This is a genomic window from Pseudoalteromonas sp. Z1A8 (genome assembly GCF_011378855.1).
Taxonomy (GTDB): Bacteria; Pseudomonadota; Gammaproteobacteria; order Enterobacterales; family Alteromonadaceae; genus Pseudoalteromonas.
Genome location: NZ_WTLB01000055.1, coordinates 1 through 23,806 on the forward strand (window position 1 = coordinate 1; position 23,806 = coordinate 23,806).

The 23,806-nt window shown below is 40.0% G+C and carries 23 protein-coding genes; 15 read left to right on the plus strand and 8 right to left on the minus strand.

The features are described 5' to 3' along the window. Positions 1-224: 224 nt before the first annotated feature. Entirely contained in the window at positions 225-1,013 is a 789-nt protein-coding gene (locus GQR55_RS16905) for a hypothetical protein (RefSeq protein ID WP_166421511.1), read from the plus strand. Between the two features lie 7 nt (positions 1,014-1,020). Here the strand turns inward: GQR55_RS16905 and GQR55_RS16910 are convergent, their stop codons facing one another. Further along, positions 1,021-1,521, minus strand: coding sequence for a YgjP-like metallopeptidase domain-containing protein (locus tag GQR55_RS16910; RefSeq protein WP_166421512.1), 501 nt, complete (start codon positions 1,519-1,521; stop codon positions 1,021-1,023). 22 nt (positions 1,522-1,543) lie between these two features. Next, a complete protein-coding gene (locus tag GQR55_RS16915; RefSeq protein WP_166421513.1) occupies positions 1,544-2,392 on the minus strand; it encodes a DUF72 domain-containing protein in 849 nt (282 codons plus the stop codon). Positions 2,393-2,639: 247 nt separating this feature from the next. Here GQR55_RS16915 and aspS point away from each other — a divergent pair, with 247 nt between their 5' ends. The 3 genes from aspS (at position 2,640) to GQR55_RS16930 (ending at position 5,392) form a co-directional block, all read left to right on the plus strand. Continuing rightward, complete coding sequence (gene aspS / locus GQR55_RS16920) at positions 2,640-4,418, plus strand: aspartate--tRNA ligase (protein ID WP_166421514.1); 1,779 nt, start codon at positions 2,640-2,642, stop codon at positions 4,416-4,418. Positions 4,419-4,548: 130 nt separating this feature from the next. After that, a complete protein-coding gene (locus GQR55_RS16925; RefSeq protein ID WP_166421515.1) occupies positions 4,549-4,779 on the plus strand; it encodes a hypothetical protein in 231 nt (76 codons plus the stop codon). Positions 4,780-4,795: 16 nt separating this feature from the next. Continuing rightward, positions 4,796-5,392 (plus strand): pentapeptide repeat-containing protein, encoded by a 597-nt coding sequence (locus GQR55_RS16930; RefSeq protein WP_166421516.1) that lies wholly within the window; start codon positions 4,796-4,798, stop codon positions 5,390-5,392. Positions 5,393-5,464: 72 nt separating this feature from the next. Here GQR55_RS16930 and GQR55_RS16935 read toward each other — a convergent pair whose 3' ends face one another. Continuing rightward, a complete protein-coding gene (locus GQR55_RS16935; protein WP_010555318.1) occupies positions 5,465-5,788 on the minus strand; it encodes a hypothetical protein in 324 nt (107 codons plus the stop codon). 129 nt (positions 5,789-5,917) lie between these two features. Here GQR55_RS16935 and GQR55_RS16940 point away from each other — a divergent pair, with 129 nt between their 5' ends. Beyond that, complete coding sequence (locus GQR55_RS16940) at positions 5,918-6,661, plus strand: alpha/beta hydrolase (RefSeq protein ID WP_166421529.1); 744 nt, start codon at positions 5,918-5,920, stop codon at positions 6,659-6,661. Positions 6,662-6,713: 52 nt separating this feature from the next. Here GQR55_RS16940 and GQR55_RS16945 read toward each other — a convergent pair whose 3' ends face one another. Beyond that, positions 6,714-7,916, minus strand: a complete 1,203-nt coding sequence (locus tag GQR55_RS16945; RefSeq protein WP_166421517.1) for a bifunctional alpha/beta hydrolase/OsmC family protein — start codon at positions 7,914-7,916, stop codon at positions 6,714-6,716. A gap of 527 nt (positions 7,917-8,443) precedes the next feature. Between GQR55_RS16945 and GQR55_RS16950 the strand changes: the two genes are divergently transcribed. After that, positions 8,444-9,283, plus strand: coding sequence for an isopenicillin N synthase family oxygenase (locus GQR55_RS16950; RefSeq protein WP_166421518.1), 840 nt, complete (start codon positions 8,444-8,446; stop codon positions 9,281-9,283). 362 nt (positions 9,284-9,645) lie between these two features. Further along, the gene (locus GQR55_RS16955) at positions 9,646-11,040 is read left to right on the plus strand and encodes a DEAD/DEAH box helicase (protein WP_121954342.1); all 1,395 of its coding nucleotides are present in this window, start codon (positions 9,646-9,648) and stop codon (positions 11,038-11,040) included. A gap of 113 nt (positions 11,041-11,153) precedes the next feature. Here the strand turns inward: GQR55_RS16955 and GQR55_RS16960 are convergent, their stop codons facing one another. Both GQR55_RS16960 and GQR55_RS16965 read right to left on the minus strand, forming a co-directional pair. Beyond that, positions 11,154-11,897, minus strand: a complete 744-nt coding sequence (locus GQR55_RS16960; RefSeq protein ID WP_166421519.1) for a DUF3307 domain-containing protein — start codon at positions 11,895-11,897, stop codon at positions 11,154-11,156. Continuing rightward, the gene (locus tag GQR55_RS16965) at positions 11,897-12,520 is read right to left on the minus strand and encodes a hypothetical protein (RefSeq protein WP_166421520.1); all 624 of its coding nucleotides are present in this window, start codon (positions 12,518-12,520) and stop codon (positions 11,897-11,899) included. Before GQR55_RS16965 ends, GQR55_RS16960 begins: the two co-directional genes overlap by 1 nt. Before the next feature lie 150 nt (positions 12,521-12,670). Here GQR55_RS16965 and GQR55_RS16970 point away from each other — a divergent pair, with 150 nt between their 5' ends. From GQR55_RS16970 to GQR55_RS17000, 7 genes are all read left to right on the plus strand, one after another. Next, on the plus strand, positions 12,671-13,174 hold the full coding sequence (locus tag GQR55_RS16970; RefSeq protein ID WP_166421521.1) for an NYN domain-containing protein: 504 nt from the start codon (positions 12,671-12,673) through the stop codon (positions 13,172-13,174). A 174-nt stretch (positions 13,175-13,348) separates the two neighbouring features. Beyond that, positions 13,349-14,269: an NAD(+) diphosphatase gene (gene nudC, locus GQR55_RS16975; RefSeq protein ID WP_166421530.1), complete on the plus strand. Its 921-nt coding sequence runs from the start codon at positions 13,349-13,351 to the stop codon at positions 14,267-14,269. A 9-nt stretch (positions 14,270-14,278) separates the two neighbouring features. Then, positions 14,279-15,460: a cystathionine beta-lyase gene (locus GQR55_RS16980; RefSeq protein WP_166421522.1), complete on the plus strand. Its 1,182-nt coding sequence runs from the start codon at positions 14,279-14,281 to the stop codon at positions 15,458-15,460. Between the two features lie 143 nt (positions 15,461-15,603). Continuing rightward, complete coding sequence (locus GQR55_RS16985) at positions 15,604-16,431, plus strand: ABC transporter permease subunit (protein WP_166421523.1); 828 nt, start codon at positions 15,604-15,606, stop codon at positions 16,429-16,431. Then, positions 16,428-17,336, plus strand: coding sequence for an ABC transporter ATP-binding protein (locus GQR55_RS16990; protein ID WP_166421524.1), 909 nt, complete (start codon positions 16,428-16,430; stop codon positions 17,334-17,336). The genes GQR55_RS16985 and GQR55_RS16990 overlap by 4 nt, the downstream gene beginning before the upstream one ends. Next, the gene (locus GQR55_RS16995) at positions 17,336-17,710 is read left to right on the plus strand and encodes a PH domain-containing protein (RefSeq protein WP_166421525.1); all 375 of its coding nucleotides are present in this window, start codon (positions 17,336-17,338) and stop codon (positions 17,708-17,710) included. Before GQR55_RS16990 ends, GQR55_RS16995 begins: the two co-directional genes overlap by 1 nt. 201 nt (positions 17,711-17,911) lie before the next feature. Further along, entirely contained in the window at positions 17,912-18,706 is a 795-nt protein-coding gene (locus GQR55_RS17000; protein WP_166421526.1) for a putative porin, read from the plus strand. A gap of 91 nt (positions 18,707-18,797) precedes the next feature. On the opposite strand, the gene GQR55_RS17005 is transcribed toward GQR55_RS17000, so the two are convergent. Next, a complete protein-coding gene (locus tag GQR55_RS17005; RefSeq protein ID WP_166421527.1) occupies positions 18,798-20,645 on the minus strand; it encodes a M2 family metallopeptidase in 1,848 nt (615 codons plus the stop codon). Positions 20,646-20,812: 167 nt separating this feature from the next. On the opposite strand from GQR55_RS17005, the gene GQR55_RS17010 reads away from it, so the two are divergent. After that, positions 20,813-23,089: an acyl-CoA dehydrogenase gene (locus tag GQR55_RS17010; RefSeq protein WP_166421528.1), complete on the plus strand. Its 2,277-nt coding sequence runs from the start codon at positions 20,813-20,815 to the stop codon at positions 23,087-23,089. Between the two features lie 81 nt (positions 23,090-23,170). On the opposite strand, the gene GQR55_RS17015 is transcribed toward GQR55_RS17010, so the two are convergent. Further along, complete coding sequence (locus GQR55_RS17015) at positions 23,171-23,605, minus strand: hypothetical protein (protein WP_149594784.1); 435 nt, start codon at positions 23,603-23,605, stop codon at positions 23,171-23,173. Positions 23,606-23,806 lie beyond the last annotated feature (201 nt).

The following is a 23,806-nucleotide window of genomic DNA, read 5'->3' on the forward strand; positions in this document are numbered from 1 at the left end:
GGTTGGGTACGAGCTCACTGTCTTCCCGATGTGACAAGTGCTAGCTAAACACTCATCAAGAAGAGATACAAGGTTGGGTAGAGTGAAACGAAACCCAACGACTGCTCAGCTATCAATTTTCAGTTATCAGCCTTCAGTAGGTTGATACGACTGCATAAAAACGCGATTTGATATCGCGTTTTTTTATTCATAAAAAATTAAAATTTAAGGGAAAGGGCGATTACATGGCAGTTATCGATAAGAAAAATAATAAAATTTTTAAGGGGGGGTTGATTTCCCTAATTGTATTAGCAATAGCTTCAATGGTTGGCATATTTACACTTTGGTTCAAAGGTTTAGGTGTAGGGTACGGAGGGACTTCAGAGACTTGGTCACACTTTGGTAGTTTTTTTGGTGGAGTGCTCGGTCCGATACTTTCTTTTTTATCTTTTACTGCGATTATATATACCGTTTATCTTCAATCGGATAGTAATAAAGTTCAAGCTCTAGCAAATAAACAGGCAGCAGAGGATAGGCTTGCTTCTGAAAAGTTAGCTATTGAGTCTCAAAAAGACCAACGTGATGCATTCCAAAAGCGCATAAAGCATGAAAAACAGCAACAGTTGCTATCATTTTTCATTAATACTTTTGATGAACTTGAATCACTAGGTTGCGAAGCTGTTCAGGATTTAACAGAAAAAAATGAAGTTGGGCTAGCTACCTTATCATATAGAACCACTTCTTACGCTTGGAAAGCACACTCTACGTCGCTAGTTTTAAAGAGATGCCTTGATAAATTTGATAGTGAAAGTGCAGAATTTATTCATATATACGCAACTAAATGCTCAGGACAGATAAATAACTTTAAAGAGAATATCGAAATATATCGAGCTTGCTTGAACAATAGTGCTGAAGAATTAGCTAGGATGTTAAGTGAATCGCAAGAAACACACCGAAGATTTGAAGATTCTCTACAAATTTTGAAGGATAAATACATTTCAATCTGGGAAGAGAAAAGTAACAATGGAAACTGATCTGAGATTACAAGCCATACGGATTCTCTCCCATCGCCACTACCACACAAAATATCCTTAAATCTAATTCCAATTGGTGGTAACTCGGTTCCATGTGGCAGCAAAGTTGATAAAAGCCTTTGTTATGGTCTTTCTCTTTAAAATGCGCGAGCTCGTGTACTACTAATGCTTTTAGTAGTGGCTCGGGAGCGCGCAGCAAATCACTGTTAATCGCTAAATCGTGTTTACGGGTTTTACCTTGCATACGGTAAGTGTGCGTACCAAGTGCGTTGGTGACCATGTCGCCTTGTTTTTTAAATGCAGCGCGGCCAAACGGCGGGGCATTTTTTAAATATTGTTTTTTAAGCTCTGTGGCGTAGCTATAAAGTAACTTATCGCTGGTTATGGTATGCGCTTGCGGGTATTTTTTAAGTAAGTAGTTACTTACCTTTTTGTTGTTGATTAGGCTTAATACCTGCTCAACAATGTTTGCAGGGTAGCCGGTAAAGTAACGTGCGTATTCACTCATTTATATTCTCTAATCTTATTGTTTAAAAAAGTGCCGGCTGGTGGGCTTCTTTTTCGCCCGTAAAGGGGTTTAATGCTTCGTGATTATAACCTAGGTCATTACAAAACTGGCGAGCTAATAACGGCGCTTCTCGGTTATCGGCTGTATGAAAAAACACATACGGTGTTTTACCTTCATCAAGCCATTGCTTTACTTTGCTCAGCCACGGTTTATAAAAGGGTTTATAGTCGTTTTGCAAATCGGCTATTACAAAGCGTGCCATAGGCTGCGAGCCTGTGGCAATAGCGTGTACTGGTAAATGTGGCTTTTTTTGCTGTGCATCTATTAGTGCCTCGGTTGTTGGTTTAACGGCAAATAGGGCACGTGTATCCATTGATATGCGATTTATATTGTTCGCCATTAATAACTGATTAAGCGCTATTTCGGCTTCACCTTTTTTGAAAAATGCAGCATGGCGTACTTCTACACCGTAATTAATCTCTTTAGGTAACAGGCTAATAAACTGTGCGAGTTTGGGTAAGTCGTTTGGGCCAAAGGCTTTTGGCAATTGCAGCATGATTTGCCCGGTTTTTTCTAAAATAGGGGAGAACAAGTTTAGCCAATCAGTAAGCTCGGTTTGAACATTAGTTAGATGCAGCTCGTGGCTAAAGCGACGATTAAACTTAAAAGTAAATTTAAAATCGTCGGGTACGCTGTTTACCCAGCGCAATACGGTGCTTGGCGAAGGGTCAGCGTAAAAGCTGGTATTGCCTTCAACAGAGTTAAAGTGTTGGGCGTATTGGCTAAGCATATCGGCGTTTTTACATTGGCTTGAAAATAAATTGCCTTTCCATGCGTTACTCGACCACTGCGGGCATCCAATATATAACATACAAACTAGCGCCTTATTATAAAGTGGCGATAGTGTAGCAAATAACAAAACGAGCTGCTGTAAATTCAAGGGTAAAAGCCTTACACGCCCTAGCATCTTAATGTTAGTTGAGTATAATGCAGAGCTTAATTTGATTATTTTTAGATTGCTAACGGCTTTATTTGTATTGTGGTGACCTGTTTTTTAAATCACACGCCTTAAAACAAATAACTTTAACCGTTTAAGCCTTTTATCTGACAGGAAAACTATGCGCTCTATATATTGCGGACAGCTAAATAAAACTCACGTAGATCAAGAAGTAGAACTATGTGGCTGGATCAACAAACGACGTGACCTTGGTGGACTTATCTTTGTCGATTTACGCGATAGAGAAGGTTTAGTACAAGTTGTATTCGACTCTGACATTGAAGAATTAATGAGTTCAGCTAATACACTTCGCCAAGAATTTTGTGTTCAGTTAAAAGGTGTTGTTCGCGCACGCCCAGACAGCCAAGTAAACAAAGACATGGCAACAGGGGAGATCGAAATTTTAGGTAAAGAGCTTAATATTATTAACCGCTCTGAACCATTACCGCTAGATTTTAACCAAGTAAACTCAGAAGAGCGTCGTTTAAAGTACCGTTACTTAGATTTACGTCGTTTAGAAATGAGTGACCGTATTAAATTACGTGCTAAAGCAAGCAGCTTTGTTCGTCGCTTTTTAGATGAAAACGGCTTTTTAGACATCGAAACGCCAGTACTAACTAAAGCAACGCCAGAAGGCGCGCGCGATTACTTAGTACCGAGTCGTGTTCATAAAGGTAGCTTTTACGCATTACCGCAGTCGCCGCAGTTGTTTAAGCAATTGTTGATGATGTCGGGTTTTGACCGTTACTACCAAATTGTTAAATGTTTTCGTGATGAAGATTTACGTGCCGATCGCCAACCAGAATTTACCCAAATAGATATAGAGACCTCGTTCATGAGCTCTGATCAAGTACGTGGTATGACTGAAAAAATGATCCGTGAGATGTGGCAAACATTGCTAAACGTTGATTTAGGCGATTTCCCAATCATGCCTTACAGCGAGGCAATGAGCCTTTACGGTTCTGATAAGCCTGATTTACGTAACCCAATGAAATTAGTTGATATTGCTGATTTAGTGAAAGACGTAGAGTTTAATGTTTTTTCAGGTCCGGCTAACGACGAAAAAGGCCGTGTTGCTGTATTAACAGTACCAGGTGGCGCTAAGCTTTCTCGTAAACAACTTGACGATTACACTAAGTTTATTGGTATTTACGGCGCTAAAGGCATGGCGTGGATGAAAGTAAACGACCACACTGCAGGCGCTGAAGGCGTTCAGTCACCAGTGGCTAAGTTTTTAAGCGAAGACGTAATTACTAAATTGCTTGAGCGTACTAATGCACAGTCTGGCGATATCATTTTATTTGGTGCCGATAAGCGCAACACAGTAAATGAAGCTATGGGCGCACTGCGCGTTAAGATTGGTGTTGATTTAGAAATCACTAACCTTAATAGCTGGGCACCACTTTGGGTTGTAGATTTCCCAATGTTTGAAGAAGATGACGAAGGCACATTACATGCTGTGCATCATCCATTCACTGCACCAAAAGATATCAACGCAAGTGAGCTTGAAGCAAACCCAGCAGCAGCAATTTCAGATGCCTACGATATGGTATTAAACGGCTACGAAGTGGGTGGCGGTTCGGTACGTATTCATAATGCAGATATGCAAGAAACCGCATTTAGAATTTTAGGTATTAACGAGCAAGAGCAACAAGACAAGTTTGGCTTTTTACTTGATGCACTTAAATACGGCACACCACCACATGCAGGTTTAGCATTTGGTCTTGACCGTTTAGCAATGCTTTTATGTGGTACCGATAACATTCGTGACGTTATTGCTTTCCCTAAAACAACACAAGCGTCGTGTTTATTAACTAATGCGCCAAGCAAACCTAACCTTGATTCGTTAGCTGAGCTTGCAATTAGTGTTGTAGAAAAAGAAGTGTCAAGCGAAGAGTAATTTTTGCTTAGCTTTTGAGCTAAATTTAAAAACCCTTAAGTTATATGCTTGAGGGTTTTTTTGTGGTTAAATTTAAAGCAGTTTAAAGATTTGTGCCGATTGCTATTATCCATATTGAAAAGGAGTTCTTATGTCGTTTCATCTAACCTTATTTGGTGAGTTTTTAGCTTTTTTTATTATGCTATGTATCCCTATTTTTGCTGTGATTTGCTACAAAATAGGTAAGCGTAAAAGTACTATGCCGGGTGTTTTAGCGTTTGTGGGTGGCTGTTTTGCGCTATTTCCATTGTTTGGTTTGATTTTTATTGCAGTACTTGCGCTCAAAAAAGATTTACCTAAAAATAATGGCTACGCAGGTTAAATCTAATAGGTAAATTGTGTTGCTAAGTAACAATAAACAATATTTTGATGAGCAATTTAATGCTTTGCAGTACGCAGACCAATTAACTGAAAACTCTGAGTTTGAAGAGTGCACATTTACCGATTGCGACTTTTCAGGCCGGCAGTTTAAAAATTGCCGATTTATACAGTGCAACTTTAAAAACTGTAACCTGTCGTCACTTAAATGGAACTATAGCTCGCTTGAAGATGTAAGTTTTAGCCACTGTAAATTAAATAGTTTGCAATGGGGCGATGTAGATTGGCCTGCGCTTAGTATTAACGCACCGGTGAGTTTTAATTATTGTGAGCTCAGTAATAGCTCTTTTTTTGAATTATCTCTTAAAGCCCTCAAACTAACACATTGCTTTGCAAAAAATGTTGATTTTAGGCATGCTGATTTAAGCGGTAGTCAATTTACAGGGACGGATTTTCGCGATAGTGAGTTTTTTCAAACTAACTTAACAAAATGTGACTTTGTAGGTGCTACAGCGTTTAATATAGATTTGAATAATAATGTTTTAGCGAATGCTAAGTTTGATCGCTTCGAAGCACTAAATTTGCTAACCAGCCTTAATATAGAACTATGTGATTAACTTAGTTTAATATGATTACATATCTAGAAGCGACAGCTTGGCTGAGCTTCTAGATACTGCGTGACTGCGTAATTAACGGCTAGGGCCATTTTTATTACGTGCACTGGCAAGTTGTCTTGCGATTTCTAATAACGCGGGTGAAATATCTTCAGCGCCATCTTTAATTAGTTTTGTAACGTCACCAGATGAAAACAAACCGTCACGTGGTGATTTAATACCTAACTCACGTACAAAATCCTTCGTTTTACCAGTGCTGCCTGTTTCGATGAACTTAAAAATAATACGTTCATTGTTATTTTTAGCAGGTGCTTTTAGTGTTTCTATTTCGTCATGTATTGCAGTTAGCTTGTCTTCTAGGATTTCTATACGTTCTTGAATGCTATTGTATGATTTCATTTATTGGATCTTTTACTAAATATATTAAAACAATGGCGGCTATTATCGCATAGTTTGACAATAGAGAATGCAAACCTATAAAGTAAAAGTTATTTTCAATTAAAAACAATAATTTATATAAGTTTAATGATGCAAAAAACACTTAAAAATCTTTTTATATTAAGCGCACTCACCTTAACTACATCAATAATAAGTACTACAAGCTATGCAAACGACGATGTTATAACCGATGATAGCCGCAATCGTACTATTCCTATCAATATTGCATTACCAAGTAACAATGCTAAGTGTACAGAGCAAGCAAAGTGCCCTGTAGCATTTATTAATGCGGGCTACGGTATTAGTCATAACAAGTATACGTTTGCTAGTAATGTGTTTAATCAACGCGGATACTTAACAGTAGCCGTTGCACATGAACTAAAAACCGACCCTGACCTAAACCGTGAGCAACCTTACTTAACCACTCGTATGGAAAACTGGCATCGTGGTGTGGTAACGCTTAAGTTTTTAGTTAATGAGCTAGCGAGTGAATACCCAGCGTACGACTTTACAAAACTCGCCTTATTTGGGCACTCAAACGGCGGTGATATTTCAGCGTTATACGGCTCTATTTATCCTAATGAAGTGAGCACTATTATTACGCTCGATCATCGCCGCATGTTGATCCCTCGTAATAAAAACATTCGCGTACTTACTCTACGGGGTAGTGATTACCCAGCTGATGCGAATGTATTATTAACGGCTGAGGAGCAGGGTGTTTATCCTGTTAAGCAAACACTAATAGAAAAATCTCGCCATAACGATATGTACGATGGCGGGCCAAAATGGCTGTTGGATAGAATGAGTAAAGAAGTAGGGGCGTTAAATAGTTAGCTTTGTTTAAGCATAGCGCAGTGTTAGCTGCACTATATTGCTTTTATGGTAGTTACTTTACCAGTTCACTTATAATAACAGGGTTGTTATGTAGTGTTTTATGCACAGGGCATTTGTCGGCTATTTCGAGTAAACGCTGGCGCTGCTCTTGTGTTAAATCACCGATTAAAGTGATTTTACGGGTAATGGCTTCAAGGTTACCGGTTTGCTCACAATCGTCGCAATCTTTGTTGTAATCGCGAGTGTGATCAAGCTCTACTTTAACATGCTCTAGCGCTAAATTTTTACGTGTAGCATACATACGTAGTGTCATTGCTGTACAAGCACCAAGCCCCGCTAATAAGTGATGATACGGATCGGGGCCTAAGTTTTTACCGCCTACCTTTATTGGCTCATCTGCAAGCCAAGTATGATCTTTAGTGCTCACGTGCTGAGTAAATACATGGTCTTTTTCTTCAACAAGTACATTGCCACCCGTTAAGCTTGCTGTGTATTTTGTTTTGTCATACTTGACGTAGCGATTAGCCCACGTTGCAATAATTTCTGCAGCGTAGTCGGCATCGTTTTTATTAGTAAGTAAGTGATCGGCGTTATCTAGGCTAATAAAACTTTTAGGATGCTTGGCTGATGCGTAAATTTTTTCGGCTTCGCTAATATTTACCGTTGCATCAATAGGGGAGTGCATGACTAACAATGCGCGCTTAAGTTTACTAATGTGGCTTTTATCGTACTTGGCTATATCGTCTATAAATTGTTTTTTAATGGTAAATTCGCGGCCAGCTAGGCTTACTTTTGCTTCGCCGGCTGCGTTAATTTCATCAAGGTGTGCTTCAAAGTTATGCGCTACGTGCTGCGCATCTGACGGTGCACCAATGGTAGTAATAGCCGATACTTCAGGAATGTGCTCAGCAGCAGCAAGTACCGCAGCGCCGCCTAAACTGTGGCCAATAAGTAATTGCGGCGCTGCAAAATGCTCGCGCAGATGATCAGCCGCTGAAACTAAGTCTTGAATGTTTGATGAAAAGTTACTGTTAGCAAAGTCGCCATCGCTATTACCTAAACCCGTAAAATCAAAACGCAGTACGGCTATGCCTTGTTGCGTAAGTGCACGGCTTATACGTGTGGCTGCTGCTATGTCTTTTCCGCAGGTGAAGCAGTGTGCAAATAGCGCATAAAACTTTATATCGCCGGCGGGGCGTTCGAGTTGGCCGGCAAGTTCTAAATCGCCGCTTTTAAAAGATACTTTTTGTCGCATGGGGAGCCTTATTTACACAAATAAAATACATTAGGGCGTGTTGACCGTTGTGGATTGAAATTTGTTCAATCTAGGGGCGATTAAATCGCGGCGCGAGGTTTGTAACCTAGTGGGCTAAGTAAAAACCGAGCAACAAAGAGTTAATCGTCCCTAGAAAGAACCCAAAGGGTAGCGCATGTTTGGCATTTATGCTGCGTTATCGCCTATTTATGGGGAACAACCACACATCATAGGCTCTGCCTTGCTTAAACACCAAACAGTCTGCTGCAAATTCACCCACCAAAGGTCAGCACGCCCTAGTAGACCATATATAAGCACTAAACCTTGCAAATTCAACGTTTTTTTATAAGTTGATCTTGATCAAGCCTAGTGGTGGAAACGTTACGCTGCGGACATATGTCCTTATTTTTTTGAGGTCATTTGTCTATCCTCGCACAGCGCTATAATGAAGGCTTTTCTACTTTATCTTGGCAATTTGCTACTATTAAAGCAGTCCACTTCACACAACCTATTCACTGGAACGTACAATGCAATTACCTACTGTTGATTATAAAGCTCCCGATGCGGCTGCACACTTTGTTGAATCATTAAGAAATACTGGATTTGGCGTTTTAAAAAACCACCCAATTCCACAGTCTTTAGTTGAGTCTATTTACAAAAATTGGCAAGACTTTTTTAACTCAGAGCAAAAGCACGACTTTTTATTCTCTAAAGAAACTCAAGACGGTTATTTTCCGCCTTCAGTATCTGAAGTAGCGAAAGGCTTTACAATAAAAGACATTAAAGAGTACTTTCATGTGTACCCTAAAGGCCGTGTTCCTGCAGAGCTCGAAGCTGATGTACGTGAATACTACCGTTTAGCGAGTGAATTTGCTGGTACTTTATTAAGCTGGGTTCAGGCTGAAGCGCCAGCTGATGTTCGCGCTAAATTTTCGATTGATTTAAAAGATATGATTGCCGGTTCTGAGCAAACATTGTTACGTATCCTACATTACCCACCAATGACGGGTGATGAAGAGCCAGGTGCTATTCGCGCTGCTGCTCACGGTGATATTAATTTATTAACGGTATTACCAGCTTCTAATGAGCCTGGTTTACAAGTTCAAAAAACAGATGGCGGTTGGTTAGACGTGCCATGTGATTTTGGCAGCTTAATTATTAATATTGGCGACATGCTACAAGAAGCGTCGGGCGGGTATTTCCCATCGACAATTCATCGCGTGATTAACCCAACGGGTAAAGCATCTACTAAATCGCGTATATCACTACCGTTATTTTTACACCCGCATCCAGATGTTGTGCTTTCAGAGCGCTACACGGCAGATAGCTACTTGCAAGAACGCCTGCGTGAGTTAGGTGTTAAGTAACTCTTATACTTAGAGTAATTAAGTATAAACAAAAAACGGCTTATGGCCGTTTTTTGCATTTTTAAGCAACTTGATCACCGGTTTTATTTTATTAATACCAATCTGCTTATATATGGGGTCTATTTTACGTTAAGAAAATTACGCTATAACTAGGCAAAAATTTTTGTATCTAGTTGTTCTAAATGAAAAATTTTTAACGACGTTATAGTGAAATTTAATTCGTTAAATTGATCAAAGATTTATGCAGATTGGTATAAGCTATGCTCAATTGCCTGCAACGCAAATAATGGCATGCATTCTTAGCTACTACAGGTATAATGCGCGCAACTGGCTAATGTAGCCTAATTTAAAAGAGAGTTTATATGAGTTTTGAAGGTTTAGGTTTATCACAGTCTTTGGTTAATGCGGTTTTAGAAAAGGGCTATGAAACGCCAACGCCGATTCAGGCTCAAGCAATTCCTGCAATTATTGAACGCCGTGATGTTATGGCAGCAGCGCAAACGGGTACTGGTAAAACTGCGGGTTTTACATTACCACTTATTGAGCGTTTGTCGTCTGGCCCTAAAGCTAAAAGTAACCACGTACGTGCACTTATTTTAACGCCTACGCGTGAGCTTGCTTTGCAAGTAAGCGAAAACGTTGAAGAGTACGCTAAGCATTCGGATGTGAGCTCGTTTGTAGTTTACGGTGGCGTTAAAATTAACCCACAAATGCAGCGTCTTCGTAAAGGTGTTGATATTTTAGTAGCAACGCCGGGTCGTTTAATCGACTTACATAATCAAAATGCAGTTAAGTTTGATAGCGTTGAAGTACTTGTACTTGATGAAGCTGACCGCATGTTAGACATGGGCTTTATCCACGACATTAAACGCTTAATCGCTAAAATGCCTGCTAAACGTCAAAACTTAATGTTTTCGGCAACATTTTCTGATGAAATTCGTGCACTAGCAAAAGGGTTAATTAACGACCCTGTTGAAATTTCAGTTGCTGCAAAAAATACCACAGCTAAAAGTGTTACTCAGTGCGTTTACGCGGTAGATAAAACACGTAAAACAGCATTGCTAAGCCATTTAATTCGTACTAACGATTGGCAACAAGTATTAGTGTTTAGCCGTACAAAGCACGGTGCTAACCGCTTAGTTAAACAACTAGAGCGCGATGACATTGTAGGCGCGGCTATTCATGGTAATAAGTCACAAGGCGCACGTGTTAAAGCACTTGATGGCTTTAAAAGTGGTGAAGTACGCGTACTAGTAGCAACAGATATTGTTGCACGTGGTTTAGACATTGTTGAATTACCGCATGTTGTTAACTACGACTTACCCAACGTATACGAAGATTACGTTCACCGTATTGGCCGTACAGGCCGTGCTGGCGCATCGGGTCATGCTATTTCGTTTGTAACAACAGAAGACGCTGTTGATTTATACGGTATTGAACGCTTTATTGGTGAGCTTATCCCACGTGCTGAAGAAGATGGTTTTGAGCCTATAAACCCAGTAGCAGAGCGCGCATTAGATGCTCGCCCACTGCCATCTAAAAAGCCTAAGAAAAAGCAGCCTTTTAATAAGCCTAAATCTGATAGCAGCAAGCCTAACAGTAAAAAGCCGAACAATGGTGGTAATGGCACCGGCCCACGCCGTGGTGGTTCTAAAAAGCCAGCAGCTAAAACAGATGATAACGCGCAAAACCCATGGGCAAAGCGTGAATCTGTTGGCGGTAATGGGCAACGCCGTCGTCGCACAAATAACGATTAATCATTATTAATGATTGTGTTGGCGTTTAATTAAGCACCAACACAAAAAACGCGCTACCTTTTTAATAGAGGTAGCGCGTTTTTTATTGCCTGTAATTTGTACTTACTGTATTGCTACCTAATTAAATAGTTAACACCTAAACCTACAAATAAAGTCACACTTACGCTAAGTAGTGTGCCAAGCATAACGTACTCGGTGAGCTTTTTATCTTTACTAGCACTTAAATCGCCAAACCTAAATACCGACTTTGCAGCAAGTAAAAAACCAAGCCCTGCAAATTGGTCAAGCAATATAAAGCTCAGCATAAGTACGCGCTCAAGCATGCCAATGCTTTGCCCTGCAAGCACTAAGCTACCAGTACTTGAAAAGTTACTTGTTAAACGCTCTAACATCATTCTTATAAATACGGCGCTGGGGCTTAATATAATTAAATAACCGCATACCACCCACAGTATTTTGGGATCAGTGAGCATATTATTAATTGCTGCCATAAAGCTACTGTTATCACTTAGCCAAATACTGAGCGCAATAATAACGAGTATGTGCGCTATTTGATCTAGTAAAAAAGGCACCACACCTTTATTAGAATACGATTTAGCTATATCAATAAAATAATGGCTGAACATAATGCCTGCCGTTGCAATTAAAACACTGCTGAGTTGCTGCCAGGCAAAGGTGTATTCCCACACGGTAATGATGAGTGCACTTGTTACACCATGCACGAGAACATGAAAATAAAGCTTACTGGCTTTAAAGTGACGGGTGTTTCTGTCGTTTACCCAACTCATAGGTTGCCAGTAAAAGTCAGCAAGTAAGTGGCCAATAATAAGCGCGACCAGTAAAAGTGAAAATCCCATTATTCACCTCCTTTAATTATATTTTTTATAACGTGCTGTGTGTGCTCAATAAAGCGTTCTATAAGTTGGTAGTGCGCTAAATTTAGTAGTTTGGTTACATTTTCTCGGCTTGTTTTAAGCTCTTTAGCCAGTGCCGCATGGCTGTTGTCTGGCGAGGTTAAATAAACATACAGGGCATTTGCTTGTTTTTGTGTGATTTTAGTGAGCAATACGTCAGCAAAGGCTAAATTAATATTTAAGCTTTCATCGAGCTGCTGCTCGTTAATATTAAAAACAAAGCGTTGATTACCTATTTTATCAAGGCCTTGCCCTGAAAGGGTAAAAGCAGAACCGGTTGCTGTTTTTATATCGCTGCGTGGGTTATCTATTTGCCCAAGCGCCAAGCTTTGGCGTAGCTCATAACCTGACGATTTAAGGTGCAAATATACCAATATGGCATTTTTAAAAAGATGCTCAGGATTATTAACCTGTAATTGAAAGGCGTCGCCTCGATATATGTTCCAAAGAGTTTGCTCACCCGAAATGTTTCGCAAACTTTGCTCTAGTTGATAAAGCATGGCATCGTATTGCTGCTTAGGGATTGTTTGCGATTTAATAATATCGCCGCTGATCACACCAATCATAAAAATCTCAAAATGGTTACTTTTTAATATGTAACCAATATTGGTTACATAGCGTTATGTAACTAATTTAGGTTACTTAAATATAAATTGCAAGGTACACTTATTTTATAACGTTACTTTAATTGCTATTAATCCTCACTAGGACACTAAATGACTTTACAAAACGAGCAGCAGAGCACTAAACCACGGGTCGGTATTTTTGTTGATGTGCAAAACATTTATTACACGTGTCGCGAGAGTTACGGAAAAAACTTTGACTACAATGCGTTTTGGCGGGTAATGCAGGCGCAGTACGATATTGAATGTGCTTTTGCGTATGCTATTTATCGAGGGGATGAAAAGCAAAATCAGTTTCAAAATATTTTGCGTGCGATTGGTTTTGACGTAAAGCTAAAGCCATTTATTCAACGCCGTGACGGAAGCGCTAAAGGTGATTGGGATGTAGGCATAACAATAGACATGTTAGAACAGGGTAAAAATCTCGATAAGGTTATTTTGCTCTCTGGCGATGGTGACTTTGCCTTATTACTTGGGCATTTAAAAAATCAATATAACGTACCGTGCGATGTTTACGGTGCAGAAAAATTAACCGCTGAAGCATTAAAACAAAGCGCAGAACAATTTCACTTAATTGACAATATCTTGCTCCTTTAACAGCAAAAAATAGCTAAAGAAGTGCAAGCTAAGTGCCTGCAACATGAGAGATTTTAATACAAAGCCGTTATAGATTAATAAAGCCTTATATAGGCTTTTTTTATTGCTGTAATCAATTGGGTTTGCTAAATGATTATGGTAATTTTAAAGCATAACGAGTTACCAAGGACTTACATGCTTCATTACAGCAACATGCCACTAGACAGAGGCTCAAATTTTCGTAAAGACCCATCGTGGTTTAAAGCGCAAATGTCGGCGCAAAGTAAATGGGTTTTAGTTAATAACAATCAAACCCTATTTATTAAAGATACCCCTAAAGTAAGCTATTTAACGTATCAACAAGTGGCACATTTAGATTTATCGAGTGCTATTTTTGTTGGCTTAAACAATGCTAAACATGGTGTGTTTGCATTGGATGTATCGGATCTGGATGAAAACATACTTACGCCTTTAATAGAGGGCGCGCAATTTTTTGATATTCGTCAATATGGGCCTCAAGTAACCATTAAATATGCCTCAATAGCCGCACTTGCAAGAGGCTTATGTTATTGGCATGCAACACACCGTTTTTGTGGGCGCTGCGGTAGTAAAAACCGTTCAGTGGAAGCCGGGCACTCTAGAGTGTGTGAAAACGAAAACTGTAAGCATCCTACATTCCCGCGCACCGATCCTGCGGTAATTATGGTGGTTACTAAGGTATTTGCCGACGGAGTAGAGCGATGCTTGTTAGGTCGCCAAGCTGCGTGGCCTACTGGTATGTATTCGTCGCTTGCTGGATTTGTTGACCCAGGTGAAACACTAGAACAAGCGGTTGCGCGTGAAGTTAAAGAAGAGGCAGGTATAGAGGTTGATAACGTACGTTATGTTGCATCTCAGCCGTGGCCGTTCCCATCGTCTATTATGCTAGGTTTTTTTGCAGAGGCGACATCGGAGCAAATTAACGTAGATAAAGAAGAGCTGGACGATGCAAAATGGTTTAGTCGTGAAGACTTAGCACAATTTGGTAATTGGCACGAAGACGGCGAGCATTTAAAGCTGCCTAGAACCGATTCTATCTCTCGCTATCTAATTGAACATTGGCGCACAAACCCTTAAGGATTAACAATGTCGAGTAAAACTAATAAAAACACTCAGCTGGTGTCATCAGGGCGCAAAAAAGCGTACACACATGGCGTAGTTAACCCCGTTGTACAACGTGCCTCTACTATTGTATTTGATACCGTAGCCGATTTAAAAGAAGCGGCTAAAACCCGTGGCGATAAAACGTTATTTTATGGACGCCGTGGAACAACAACTCACTTTGCACTACAAGAAGCGATTACAGAACTTGAAGGCGGCGAAGGCTGTGCATTATACCCATGTGGCGCAGCAGCGATCAGCCAAGTGTTTTTATCGTTTTTAAAAACCGGTGATCATATTTTAATGGTTGATAACGTGTACGAACCAACCCGCGATTTTTGCGATAAAATTTTAGCAGGACTTGGAATTACTACTACATACTATCCGCCAACCATTGGCGCAGGTATTAAAGACTACATTCAGCCAAATACTAAAGTGTTGTTTTTTGAGTCTCCTGGTTCTATTACGATGGAAGTGCAAGATGTGCCTGCTATGGTAAAAGTAGCCAATGAGTATAGTGTAATGACCATGCTTGATAACACCTATGGTAACGGCTTGCACTATCGCCCATTAGAGCACGGTGTTGATATTAGTATTCAAGCTGCAACTAAGTATATTGTTGGCCATTCAGACGTGATGATGGGCGTAGCTGTTGCTAATAAAAAGTACTGGCCAACCTTGCGCGAAAACTCATACTTGCTAGGGCAGTGTACCAGTGCCGATGATGCGTATCTAGCGCTTAGAGGCCTTCGTACAATGGGTGTACGTTTAAACCAACATGAAAAAGCAGCAATAGAAGTGGCTAAATGGCTTGAGCAACATGAGCTTGTTGACCATATTCGCCATCCTGCATTTGAAACCTGCCCAGGGCATGAGTTTTTTAAACGCGACTTTGATGGCAGTAATGGCTTGTTTTCATTTGTAATGAAAACCGGTAATCAAACAGCGATTGATGCATTTTTAGATAGCCTTGAGCATATTAAAATGGGCTTTTCGTGGGGCGGTTTTGAAAGTTTAGTAACGGCTAATTTAACCATGAAAGGACTTCGCTCAAATACAGGTTGGGATTTAGGGCCGGTTATTCGCCTGCATATTGGCCTTGAAGATGTAGAAGATTTAATTAGCGATTTAAGCCAAGCACTTGAGGTTTATAAGCAGCATTTATAATTTATATCGCAATTTATGCTGTTACATTTAAATGTATTGTTACAAAGCTCACCATTGGTGAGCTTTTTTTTGCTGGTAATTCAAGGTGTTTACACTTAGTGTGGATAAATATACTGAAAATAAAAAGTCATTAAGGATAGTCAATGGCAACACCATTACCGATAAACGTAGGGCGATTAACGCAAATAGCGGGATTTGAGCTTGTACGTATGTTTTTAACTAAACGAGGACTTATTGCATTAGCTGCCTTTGCACTGGTGTGGCTAATAATACTGCGCTACCCAATAGGGCAAGCAGTAGGCATTGTAAGTGCGCCCGATTTTGAACAAATAGCCCGCGATATATCAGGCTCCATTGGTTTAAGTAAGTTACTTGATTGGCCTGAGGCCGAATTTGCTATGTACTGGTTAATAGCCCTGTATAGCTTTCCTGTTTTTGGTTTGTTTATTTGTAGCGACCAAACGGTAGGCGATAGAGAGCGTGGCACACTAAGGTTTTTATCACTGCGCTCAACTCGCTTTGAAATACTGTTTGGTCGTTTTTTAGGGCAATTAGCGGTATTAGCCTGCTTAGTGGGCATTACTCTTGTGGCTACGCTTGCTGTACTAGGGTTTAGAGATCCTAGTTTACTTGCTGGTGGTGTTGCTCGTGCGCTTTCTATATTTTTAATATTAGTTGTTACTCTGTGCCCATTTGTAGCACTGATGACGCTAATAAATACCTTTGCTCGCTCATCGCGTTTATCTATTGTGTTGGCTATTTTATATTTTGCAGCAGGCAGTATTGTTGTGGGTATATTACAGTGGCAAATACCTGCATTAGGTCTGCTTGATTATTTATTTCCGGGTGTGCAAATAGAGTTATTAGCGGGGCAAAATTTACCATTGTTAAGCGCGGTGGCTATTCCTCTTATTCAAACAACTATTTTATTGGCTATTGCGCAACGTATTTTTGCAAGGAGCTCACTATGAGACCATTAATTACAGCTAGCGGTTTGAGTAAATCGTATGGCGCAAAATTGGCACTTAATAATGTGAACTTTGAAATTAATAAAGGCGCGCCGGTGGCGCTTGTTGGGCCAAATGGCGCGGGTAAAACGACCTTATTTAGTTTGTTATGCGGCTATATAGCGCCAAGTAAAGGCAGCCTTGAAATATTAGGGCATAAGCCTGGCAGCGCAGCTTTATTTAATAAAGTAAGTGCATTACCGCAAGACGCGCAGCTTGACCCTCGTTTTAATATAGATAAGCAACTCGCCTTTTATGCAAAGCTACAAGGTATGGGAGCAAAGCAAAGCCAAACTGAGGCGCTACGTGTACTTGATTTAGTTGGCCTAAAAGAAATTGCAAAGCAGCGCGCAGGGGACTTATCCCATGGTATGCGTAAACGCGTAACAATAGCGCAAGCACTTATTGGCTCACCACAAATTGTAATGCTTGATGAAGCAACTGCAGGGCTTGATCCGATTCATGCTAGAGAAGTACGCGAACTGGTATCTGAATTAAGTGAACAGGCTACGTTTATTTTAAGCTCTCACGATTTAACTGAACTTGAGCGACTATGCTCACAGGTACTTCATTTAGATAAAGGTGTACTGAGCGAGCATCAAACAAAAACAAATAATACCGATAAACATTTTTATACATTAATGCTAAGCGAAGCTTATCAAAATGTTGAGCAACAGCTTCAAGCAATTGCAGGTGTGAACCGCGTGTATATGAGCCAACATAAAGAGTATGTTGTTGAGTATCAGCCAACAGGTGAGCCGCTTGATATTGCACTACTGAGCTTTTGTCATCAGCACAATTGGCAGTACAGACAGTTAGTTAATGGACATACATTAGAGAATCAAATATTTAAACAGGAGAAAGTATAATGGGTTTACTTAGCGGACTTATAGGTAATGCAAGCGAAGTTGACGATTCTGATTTAGAAAAAATACTCGCCAATACATTAATTGAGGGTGAGCAAGTAGAAAAAGCATATAAAGTAGTACGTGATATGTTTATTTTTACTAATAAGCGCTTAATTTTAATTGATAAGCAAGGTATGACCGGCTCTAAAATGGAGATGGTAAGCGTTGCTTACTCTAAAATAACAAAGTTTAGTAAAGAAAGTGCAGGCCACTTTGACCTAGATGCCGAGCTAAAAATATGGGTTGGCTCAGATCCAACACCAATTAGTAAAGAGTTTAAATCTGGCGATAATATTAACGACGTTTATCGTATTATTAGCCAACACGCGCTTTAAGCTGCGGTACATGTTTTAAGTAGTTGTTGACTAAGTGTTGCAACTACTTTAATTTTACAGTTTACAACACTTCCTTACAATTAACTTAATAAATACAAATGGTTAGTTAAGTTTTTATTCAGTTTCTAAGCGTTAGCATGTGCATCGACTTTAGCAATACAGCTAGAGCATAAAAAGCAATGTACATAGGGAAGTCTTACAATGAAAAAATTAGCAGTTATTATTTCGAGCATTTTATTATCTAGCACTGCGGCTGCTGCAGACAGCTATAACTCAATTAGTAACCTAAGCTATAAAAATAGCGATAACAACGACACCGTTGCTGTAGATTCTATTTACTACTTATCACCTAAAAAAACCTTAGGTCCGTACGATCAGTTTGAATACATCAATAAACAAACTAACGTATATGGTGGCTACGCTGATGACGACTTTGGTGATGTTACAAAAGTTGGCGGTGAATACTTTATTAATGAGTTTGTTGTAGGCGCATCTTACGAGAATACAGACCCTGATTCAGGTTCTAACGGTGAACTTTATAAATTAACAGGTGGTTACTTTTTCAACCCAGATTTACTTGCAAAAGTAACACTAGTTGAAAACAAAGACGGCGATGATTACGCATTATTTGATTTAGCTTACAACCACATGCTTAACAGCACTGATTACGTAGGTGTTACACTTACATCAGACGATGACTTTGATTACCGCGCAGTTGCAGCTAAATACTTCATTGATTTACAGCAAGGTAACTACTTAACGTTTGAAGGTAAGTACGAAAGTATTGATGATGCCCAAAACCAATGGGTAGCAGAAACTAACTACTACTTCTCAAAGGCAACATCTGTATTTGCTAACTACAACAAGCAAGACACTTACAGCTTTGGTGCTCAACACTTCATTAATAAAAATGTTGGTGTAAAAGTGGGTTACGAAAACAATGCTGATGATTCTGATAACGATGCGTACTTTGCTAACATGCGTTTTCAGTTTTAATTAAGTCCCGTACTTAGTTAATACAAAAGTAATATTAAAAAGCCCGCTTAGTTAGCGGGCTTTGTTGTTTTTATACAAGTGTATTACTTTATTACCAGCCGCAGTTACGGCCTTCGTTTTGCTCATCTAGATATGTTTGTAATGGTGCAAAGTAATCGAGCATTGCTGTTGCATCCATTTGCTGTTTACCAGTTACGGTTTCAAGCGCTTCTTGCCATGGGCGAGACGAACCCATTTCAAGCATAGCGTTTAGCTTCTCCCCGGCTTCTTTTGAATTATAAATAGAGCAGCGATGGATGGCTTTATCGTTACCGGCAATTTCACATAAGCTGCGATGAAACTCAAATTGCAAAATATGCGCTAAAAAGTAACGTGTATAAGGTGTATTACCCGGAACGTGGTACTTAGCACCCGGATCAAAGTCACTTTCGCTACGTGCGATAGGCGCTTGAACACCTTGGTATTTTTCACGTAGTTCCCACCATGCTTTATTGTAATTTTCTGGTTGAACTTGCCCTGAAAATACCTGCCAGCGCCACTGATCAACCATTAAGCTAAATGGTACAAAAGCGACTTTATCAAGTGCCATTTTCATTAACAAACCGATATCTTTAGATTCATCAGGTACTTGTTCAAGTAAGCCGATTTCCTTTAAGTAACCTGGCGTAACCGAAAGTGCAATAGTGTCGCCAATGGCTTCATGAAAACCATCGTTTGCACTTTCTTGATAAAATAAAGGCTGCTTGTTGTATGCACGTTGATAAAAGTTATGACCTAGCTCGTGGTGAATAACTGAAAACTCTTCGCCTGTACGCTGAATACACATTTTAATGCGTAAATCGTCTTTGCTATCGATATTCCATGCTGATGCATGACACTGCACATCTCTGTCTTTTGGTTTAACAAACAATGAACGCTCGTAAAATGTCTCTGGTAGTGTGTCAAAACCCATAGAGGTAAAAAAGTTTTCAGCCCCTTTTACCATTTTAAGTTCGTCGTAATTATTTTGAGCTAATAACTCGGTTACGTCGTAACCCGGATCGGCGTTTTCTGGTGCAACGACGTCGTAAATATTACCCCATGCTTGTGCCCACATATTTCCTAGTAAGTGCGCTGGAATAGGTTGATCTTGAGGTACTTTATCGGTGCCGTACTTTTCACCTAACTTTGCGCGAACATGGCAGTGTAGCGAGTTATACAGTGGTTTAACTTGGCCCCAAATGCGGTCAAGCTCGGTGGTAAAATCGTCTGCAGGCATATCGTATTTACTGCGCCACATAGCGCCCGTATCGGCATAACCAAGCTCCTTTGCACCTTCGTTGGTCAGTACTACTTGTTGCTCGTAAAGTGAGCGCATTGGTTTTGATATTTGACGCCAGCCTTGCCATAAATCAAGTAGCTCGTTGTAATCTCGGCTGGTGGCCATTTTTGAGGTCATGTCGCCAAGGCTTAAACAGCTGCCGTCTTCTTTACAGTATTTACCTTTACCGTATAGCCCGCCAAGCTCTGCGACAATTTGTGAAAGTTGCGCTGTTTTATCAGCGTCTTGTGGGGCAGGAAGTGTAAGTGCTAGTTTTAGTTTATCAAGCTTACGGCGAGCATCGTAATCAAGCTCTAGTTCGTCGTATTTTGCAGCTTCATTGGCTAAACGCACGACTGTTTCGGTCATTTTACGGTTAACTTCAGCCGATAGAGCCGACGTATCATGAGTAATAAAGTTTGCGTAAATCCACTCTGCACGGCTCGATTCTAAATAAAGTGCACTTAGTTCTTTTTCTGTGTTTGTTATAAATGTATTTGCATCTTTAGCTGTTACATCTTTTTTAGTGTGTGCTGAATCGGTAGTGTCTATCGTTACTTGCGCATCGCAGGCTGTTAAAGCAAGGGTACTTGCTACCATTAAGGCGCTCATACTTAGTTTTAATCGAAAGGGGGTCATACTATTCCTTTAATTTATTGTTATTAAAACGTTGATAATAGCAGTGATGTTTAAAACAATAAAATGAATGCGTTAAGGCTCACGACTCGTCGTGCAATGATTGTATTTAAATTAAGATGGGTCATAATTAAGTTACTATTTTCATTCAATGTGTAAGGAATGTGCGCATGTTAATATTTATAATATTGCTGGTCGTGGTGGTGGTTATTTTTGCGGTTAAAGATATTCGCCTAAACTTGATTAGTCGTCCTACGTTTAAAATGTTTAAAAAGGTGCTTCCGCCATTATCGCAAACAGAGCGCGAGGCAATGGAAGCAGGTGATGTTTGGTGGGATGGTGAGTTATTTAGTGGTAACCCAGACTGGCAAAAACTGCACCGTTTTCCTAAACCAGAGCTTAGCGATAAAGAAAACGCATTTATGGCTAACCAAGTAGAAACCTTGCTGGCTATGCTTGATGATTATCAAATTGTACAAAAAGATAAAGACTTACCAAAAGAAGTGTGGGATTACCTAAAAACGGAAGGTTTTTTTGCGCTGATCATCCCAGAAAAATTTGGCGGGCGAGAGTTCTCCGCAATAGCTAATTCAACAATAGTGTCAAAAATTTCGACAAAAAGCTTAACTGCCGCAGTCACTGTAATGGTGCCTAATAGCTTAGGCCCGGGCGAGTTACTTCTCCATTATGGTACTAAAGAGCAGCAAGATCGTTGGCTGCCAAGTTTAGCAAATGGTACAGATGTTCCTTGTTTTGCATTAACGGGCCCAGAAGCGGGCTCTGATGCTGGCAGCATTCCAGATTCAGGCGTGGTGTGTATGGGGGATCACAATGGCGAGCAAGTAATGGGCCTGCGCTTAAATTGGTCAAAGCGCTACATTACGCTTGCACCTGTGGCTACTGTATTAGGTTTAGCATTTAAGATGTACGACCCAGATGCTTTGTTAGGTGATAAAAAAGAGTTGGGTATAACGTGTGCGCTTATACCAACCGATCACCCTGGTGTTGAAACAGGTGAACGTCATTATCCGCTTAATATGGCCTTTATGAATGGTACCACTTACGGGAAAGACGTATTTATTCCACTGGATTGGATTATTGGTGGGCAAGAATGCGCAGGTCGTGGTTGGAGAATGCTTGTAGAGTGTTTAAGTGCAGGGCGTGGTATATCACTACCAGCATTAAGTGCAGCAACTGGGCATTTAGCGTCTAAAATGACATCGGCATACGCCATGGTACGCCAGCAGTTTGGTGTATCTATAGGGCAATTTGAAGGTGTGCAAGAGGCACTTGCGCGTATTGGTGGTTTAACTTACACACTTGAGTCGTGTCGATTAATGACCGCAGGTGCAATCGATTTAAAATTAAGCCCGTCGGTTGTAACAGCTATTGCTAAATACCATATGACAGAAATGGGTCGTACAGTAATGAACGATGCTATGGACATTCATTCAGGTAAAGGAATTCAAGTAGGACCTAATAATTATTTAGCGCATGGCTATATGGGTATTCCGGTATCAATTACGGTTGAAGGCGCAAATATTTTAACGCGTAATTTAATGATATTTGGCCAAGGTGCAACACGCTGTCATCCATTTGTTTTAAAAGAAATGGAAGCCGCTGCAATGGAAGATGACGACGCAGCACTTGAACAGTTTGATGGCTTATTAATGAACCACATACTATTTGCTGCAAGTAATGCAGGTATGGCATTTGTGCATGGTTTAACACGTAGTTACTTTGCAAAAGCCCCTGTAGGTGGTGAAACCGCTGTTTATTATAAACAACTGAGCAGAATGAGCCGAGGGTTAGCTATTTGTACAGATGTTGCAATGTTAATGCTAGGCGGTGAACTTAAACGTAAAGAAATGATATCGGCACGTTTGGGTGATGTACTTAGTCATTTATATTTAGCATCAACCGTTTTAAAACGTTATGAAGACGAAGGGCGCCAACAAGCAGATTTACCATTTGTTAAGTACGCCATAGAAAACTCATTATTTGAAATTGGCCAAGCGTTTGATGGTTTTTTCAAAAACTTTTCAAATCCTGTTGTTAACTTTACCCTTAAACGCATCGTGTTCCCTGTGGGTAATCATTACCACAGACCAAGTGATGAAATAGCGCAAAGCATTTGTGAACGTATGACTCAGCCTGGTGTATTTAGAAATCGCTTAACACACTTATGTTATGTAGATGAAAATGCAGGCACTGGCGTAATGGAAAATGCATTTTTAGCAATGCACGACATGCAAGCGCAGTTTAAAGATTTAAAACAGTGGCAGCGCAAAGGCAAAGTGCCTGCAACGCTCGATATTGAAGGCGCGATAAATTATGCGCTTGAAAATAAGTTGTTAGAGCAAACAGATGCAGATGCAATGCATCATGCTAATAAGTTACGCAAGCAAGCCATCGCGGTTGATAACTTTCAGCCGGGTGAGCTTTAGTTAGTTAATGTTAGCCACTGCTAACATTAAAAAGGCCTTACATATGTAAGGCCTTTTTATTTAAGTTTAGATTTATTTGATCTAACGAGCGTAAGGGTCTGCAATTATCTTATCTATGTACCATTTGCCTTTTTTACGAAGCATTTTAACACTACGAAAATCATCAATTTTATCGCCATTTAAATAACCGGTAAAAATAAGGTTTATTTTAGTCTTATCACCGTATTGCTCACGAACGCTCATATTAGTCATATCAACTTCAATGGTTACTTCATCGTACTGCATATTTACTAAATTGCGCGAAAATTGTTTGGCCGTCCCGTATGACTTCATTATGCGGGTAAGATTTGGTGTTGCCATAGTACTGGCTTTTTGAAGGTCTTGCTGATTATAAAGTGCATCAAAGTAAGCGGTGGCTGTATCTCCTGGGTTATCGCCAAGTGTTTTTAGGTCATCTCCACAGCCTGCTAAAAACAGTAAAATGACAAAACTTAGTAAACTCGTAATTTTTTTCATGTTAATTATTATTAATTAATTTTTTAAAGTGTGTGGTTTATCAATGAAGATGTAAAGGTATGGCGGGTAATAAATAGATAATTGAAGAATAAATAATAAAAAAGGATGCCTAAAGCATTAATGCCGTTCACTTAAGGTGAGCGGCTTTTTTATTTCTAGCGTACCGCTGCGGTCTTGGCTTGACTGAGCGAGGAAAACTTC

Coding starts and splice junctions, on each gene's coding strand:
- GQR55_RS16990 (WP_166421524.1), top strand. CDS start 16,428: ATGAGACCATTAATTACAGCTAGCGGTTTGAGTAAATCGTATGGCGCA.
- GQR55_RS16935 (WP_010555318.1), bottom strand. CDS start 5,788: ATGAAATCATACAATAGCATTCAAGAACGTATAGAAATCCTAGAAGAC.
- GQR55_RS17015 (WP_149594784.1), bottom strand. CDS start 23,605: ATGAAAAAAATTACGAGTTTACTAAGTTTTGTCATTTTACTGTTTTTA.
- GQR55_RS17010 (WP_166421528.1), top strand. CDS start 20,813: ATGTTAATATTTATAATATTGCTGGTCGTGGTGGTGGTTATTTTTGCG.
- GQR55_RS16960 (WP_166421519.1), bottom strand. CDS start 11,897: ATGGGATTTTCACTTTTACTGGTCGCGCTTATTATTGGCCACTTACTT.
- GQR55_RS16995 (WP_166421525.1), top strand. CDS start 17,336: ATGGGTTTACTTAGCGGACTTATAGGTAATGCAAGCGAAGTTGACGAT.
- GQR55_RS16950 (WP_166421518.1), top strand. CDS start 8,444: ATGCAATTACCTACTGTTGATTATAAAGCTCCCGATGCGGCTGCACAC.
- GQR55_RS16940 (WP_166421529.1), top strand. CDS start 5,918: ATGCAAAAAACACTTAAAAATCTTTTTATATTAAGCGCACTCACCTTA.
- nudC (WP_166421530.1), top strand. CDS start 13,349: ATGCTTCATTACAGCAACATGCCACTAGACAGAGGCTCAAATTTTCGT.
- GQR55_RS16905 (WP_166421511.1), top strand. CDS start 225: ATGGCAGTTATCGATAAGAAAAATAATAAAATTTTTAAGGGGGGGTTG.
- GQR55_RS17000 (WP_166421526.1), top strand. CDS start 17,912: ATGAAAAAATTAGCAGTTATTATTTCGAGCATTTTATTATCTAGCACT.
- GQR55_RS16980 (WP_166421522.1), top strand. CDS start 14,279: ATGTCGAGTAAAACTAATAAAAACACTCAGCTGGTGTCATCAGGGCGC.
- GQR55_RS16985 (WP_166421523.1), top strand. CDS start 15,604: ATGGCAACACCATTACCGATAAACGTAGGGCGATTAACGCAAATAGCG.
- GQR55_RS16910 (WP_166421512.1), bottom strand. CDS start 1,521: ATGAGTGAATACGCACGTTACTTTACCGGCTACCCTGCAAACATTGTT.
- GQR55_RS16915 (WP_166421513.1), bottom strand. CDS start 2,392: ATGTTATATATTGGATGCCCGCAGTGGTCGAGTAACGCATGGAAAGGC.
- GQR55_RS16945 (WP_166421517.1), bottom strand. CDS start 7,916: ATGCGACAAAAAGTATCTTTTAAAAGCGGCGATTTAGAACTTGCCGGC.
- aspS (WP_166421514.1), top strand. CDS start 2,640: ATGCGCTCTATATATTGCGGACAGCTAAATAAAACTCACGTAGATCAA.
- GQR55_RS16955 (WP_121954342.1), top strand. CDS start 9,646: ATGAGTTTTGAAGGTTTAGGTTTATCACAGTCTTTGGTTAATGCGGTT.
- GQR55_RS16970 (WP_166421521.1), top strand. CDS start 12,671: ATGACTTTACAAAACGAGCAGCAGAGCACTAAACCACGGGTCGGTATT.
- GQR55_RS16965 (WP_166421520.1), bottom strand. CDS start 12,520: ATGATTGGTGTGATCAGCGGCGATATTATTAAATCGCAAACAATCCCT.
- GQR55_RS17005 (WP_166421527.1), bottom strand. CDS start 20,645: ATGACCCCCTTTCGATTAAAACTAAGTATGAGCGCCTTAATGGTAGCA.
- GQR55_RS16925 (WP_166421515.1), top strand. CDS start 4,549: ATGTCGTTTCATCTAACCTTATTTGGTGAGTTTTTAGCTTTTTTTATT.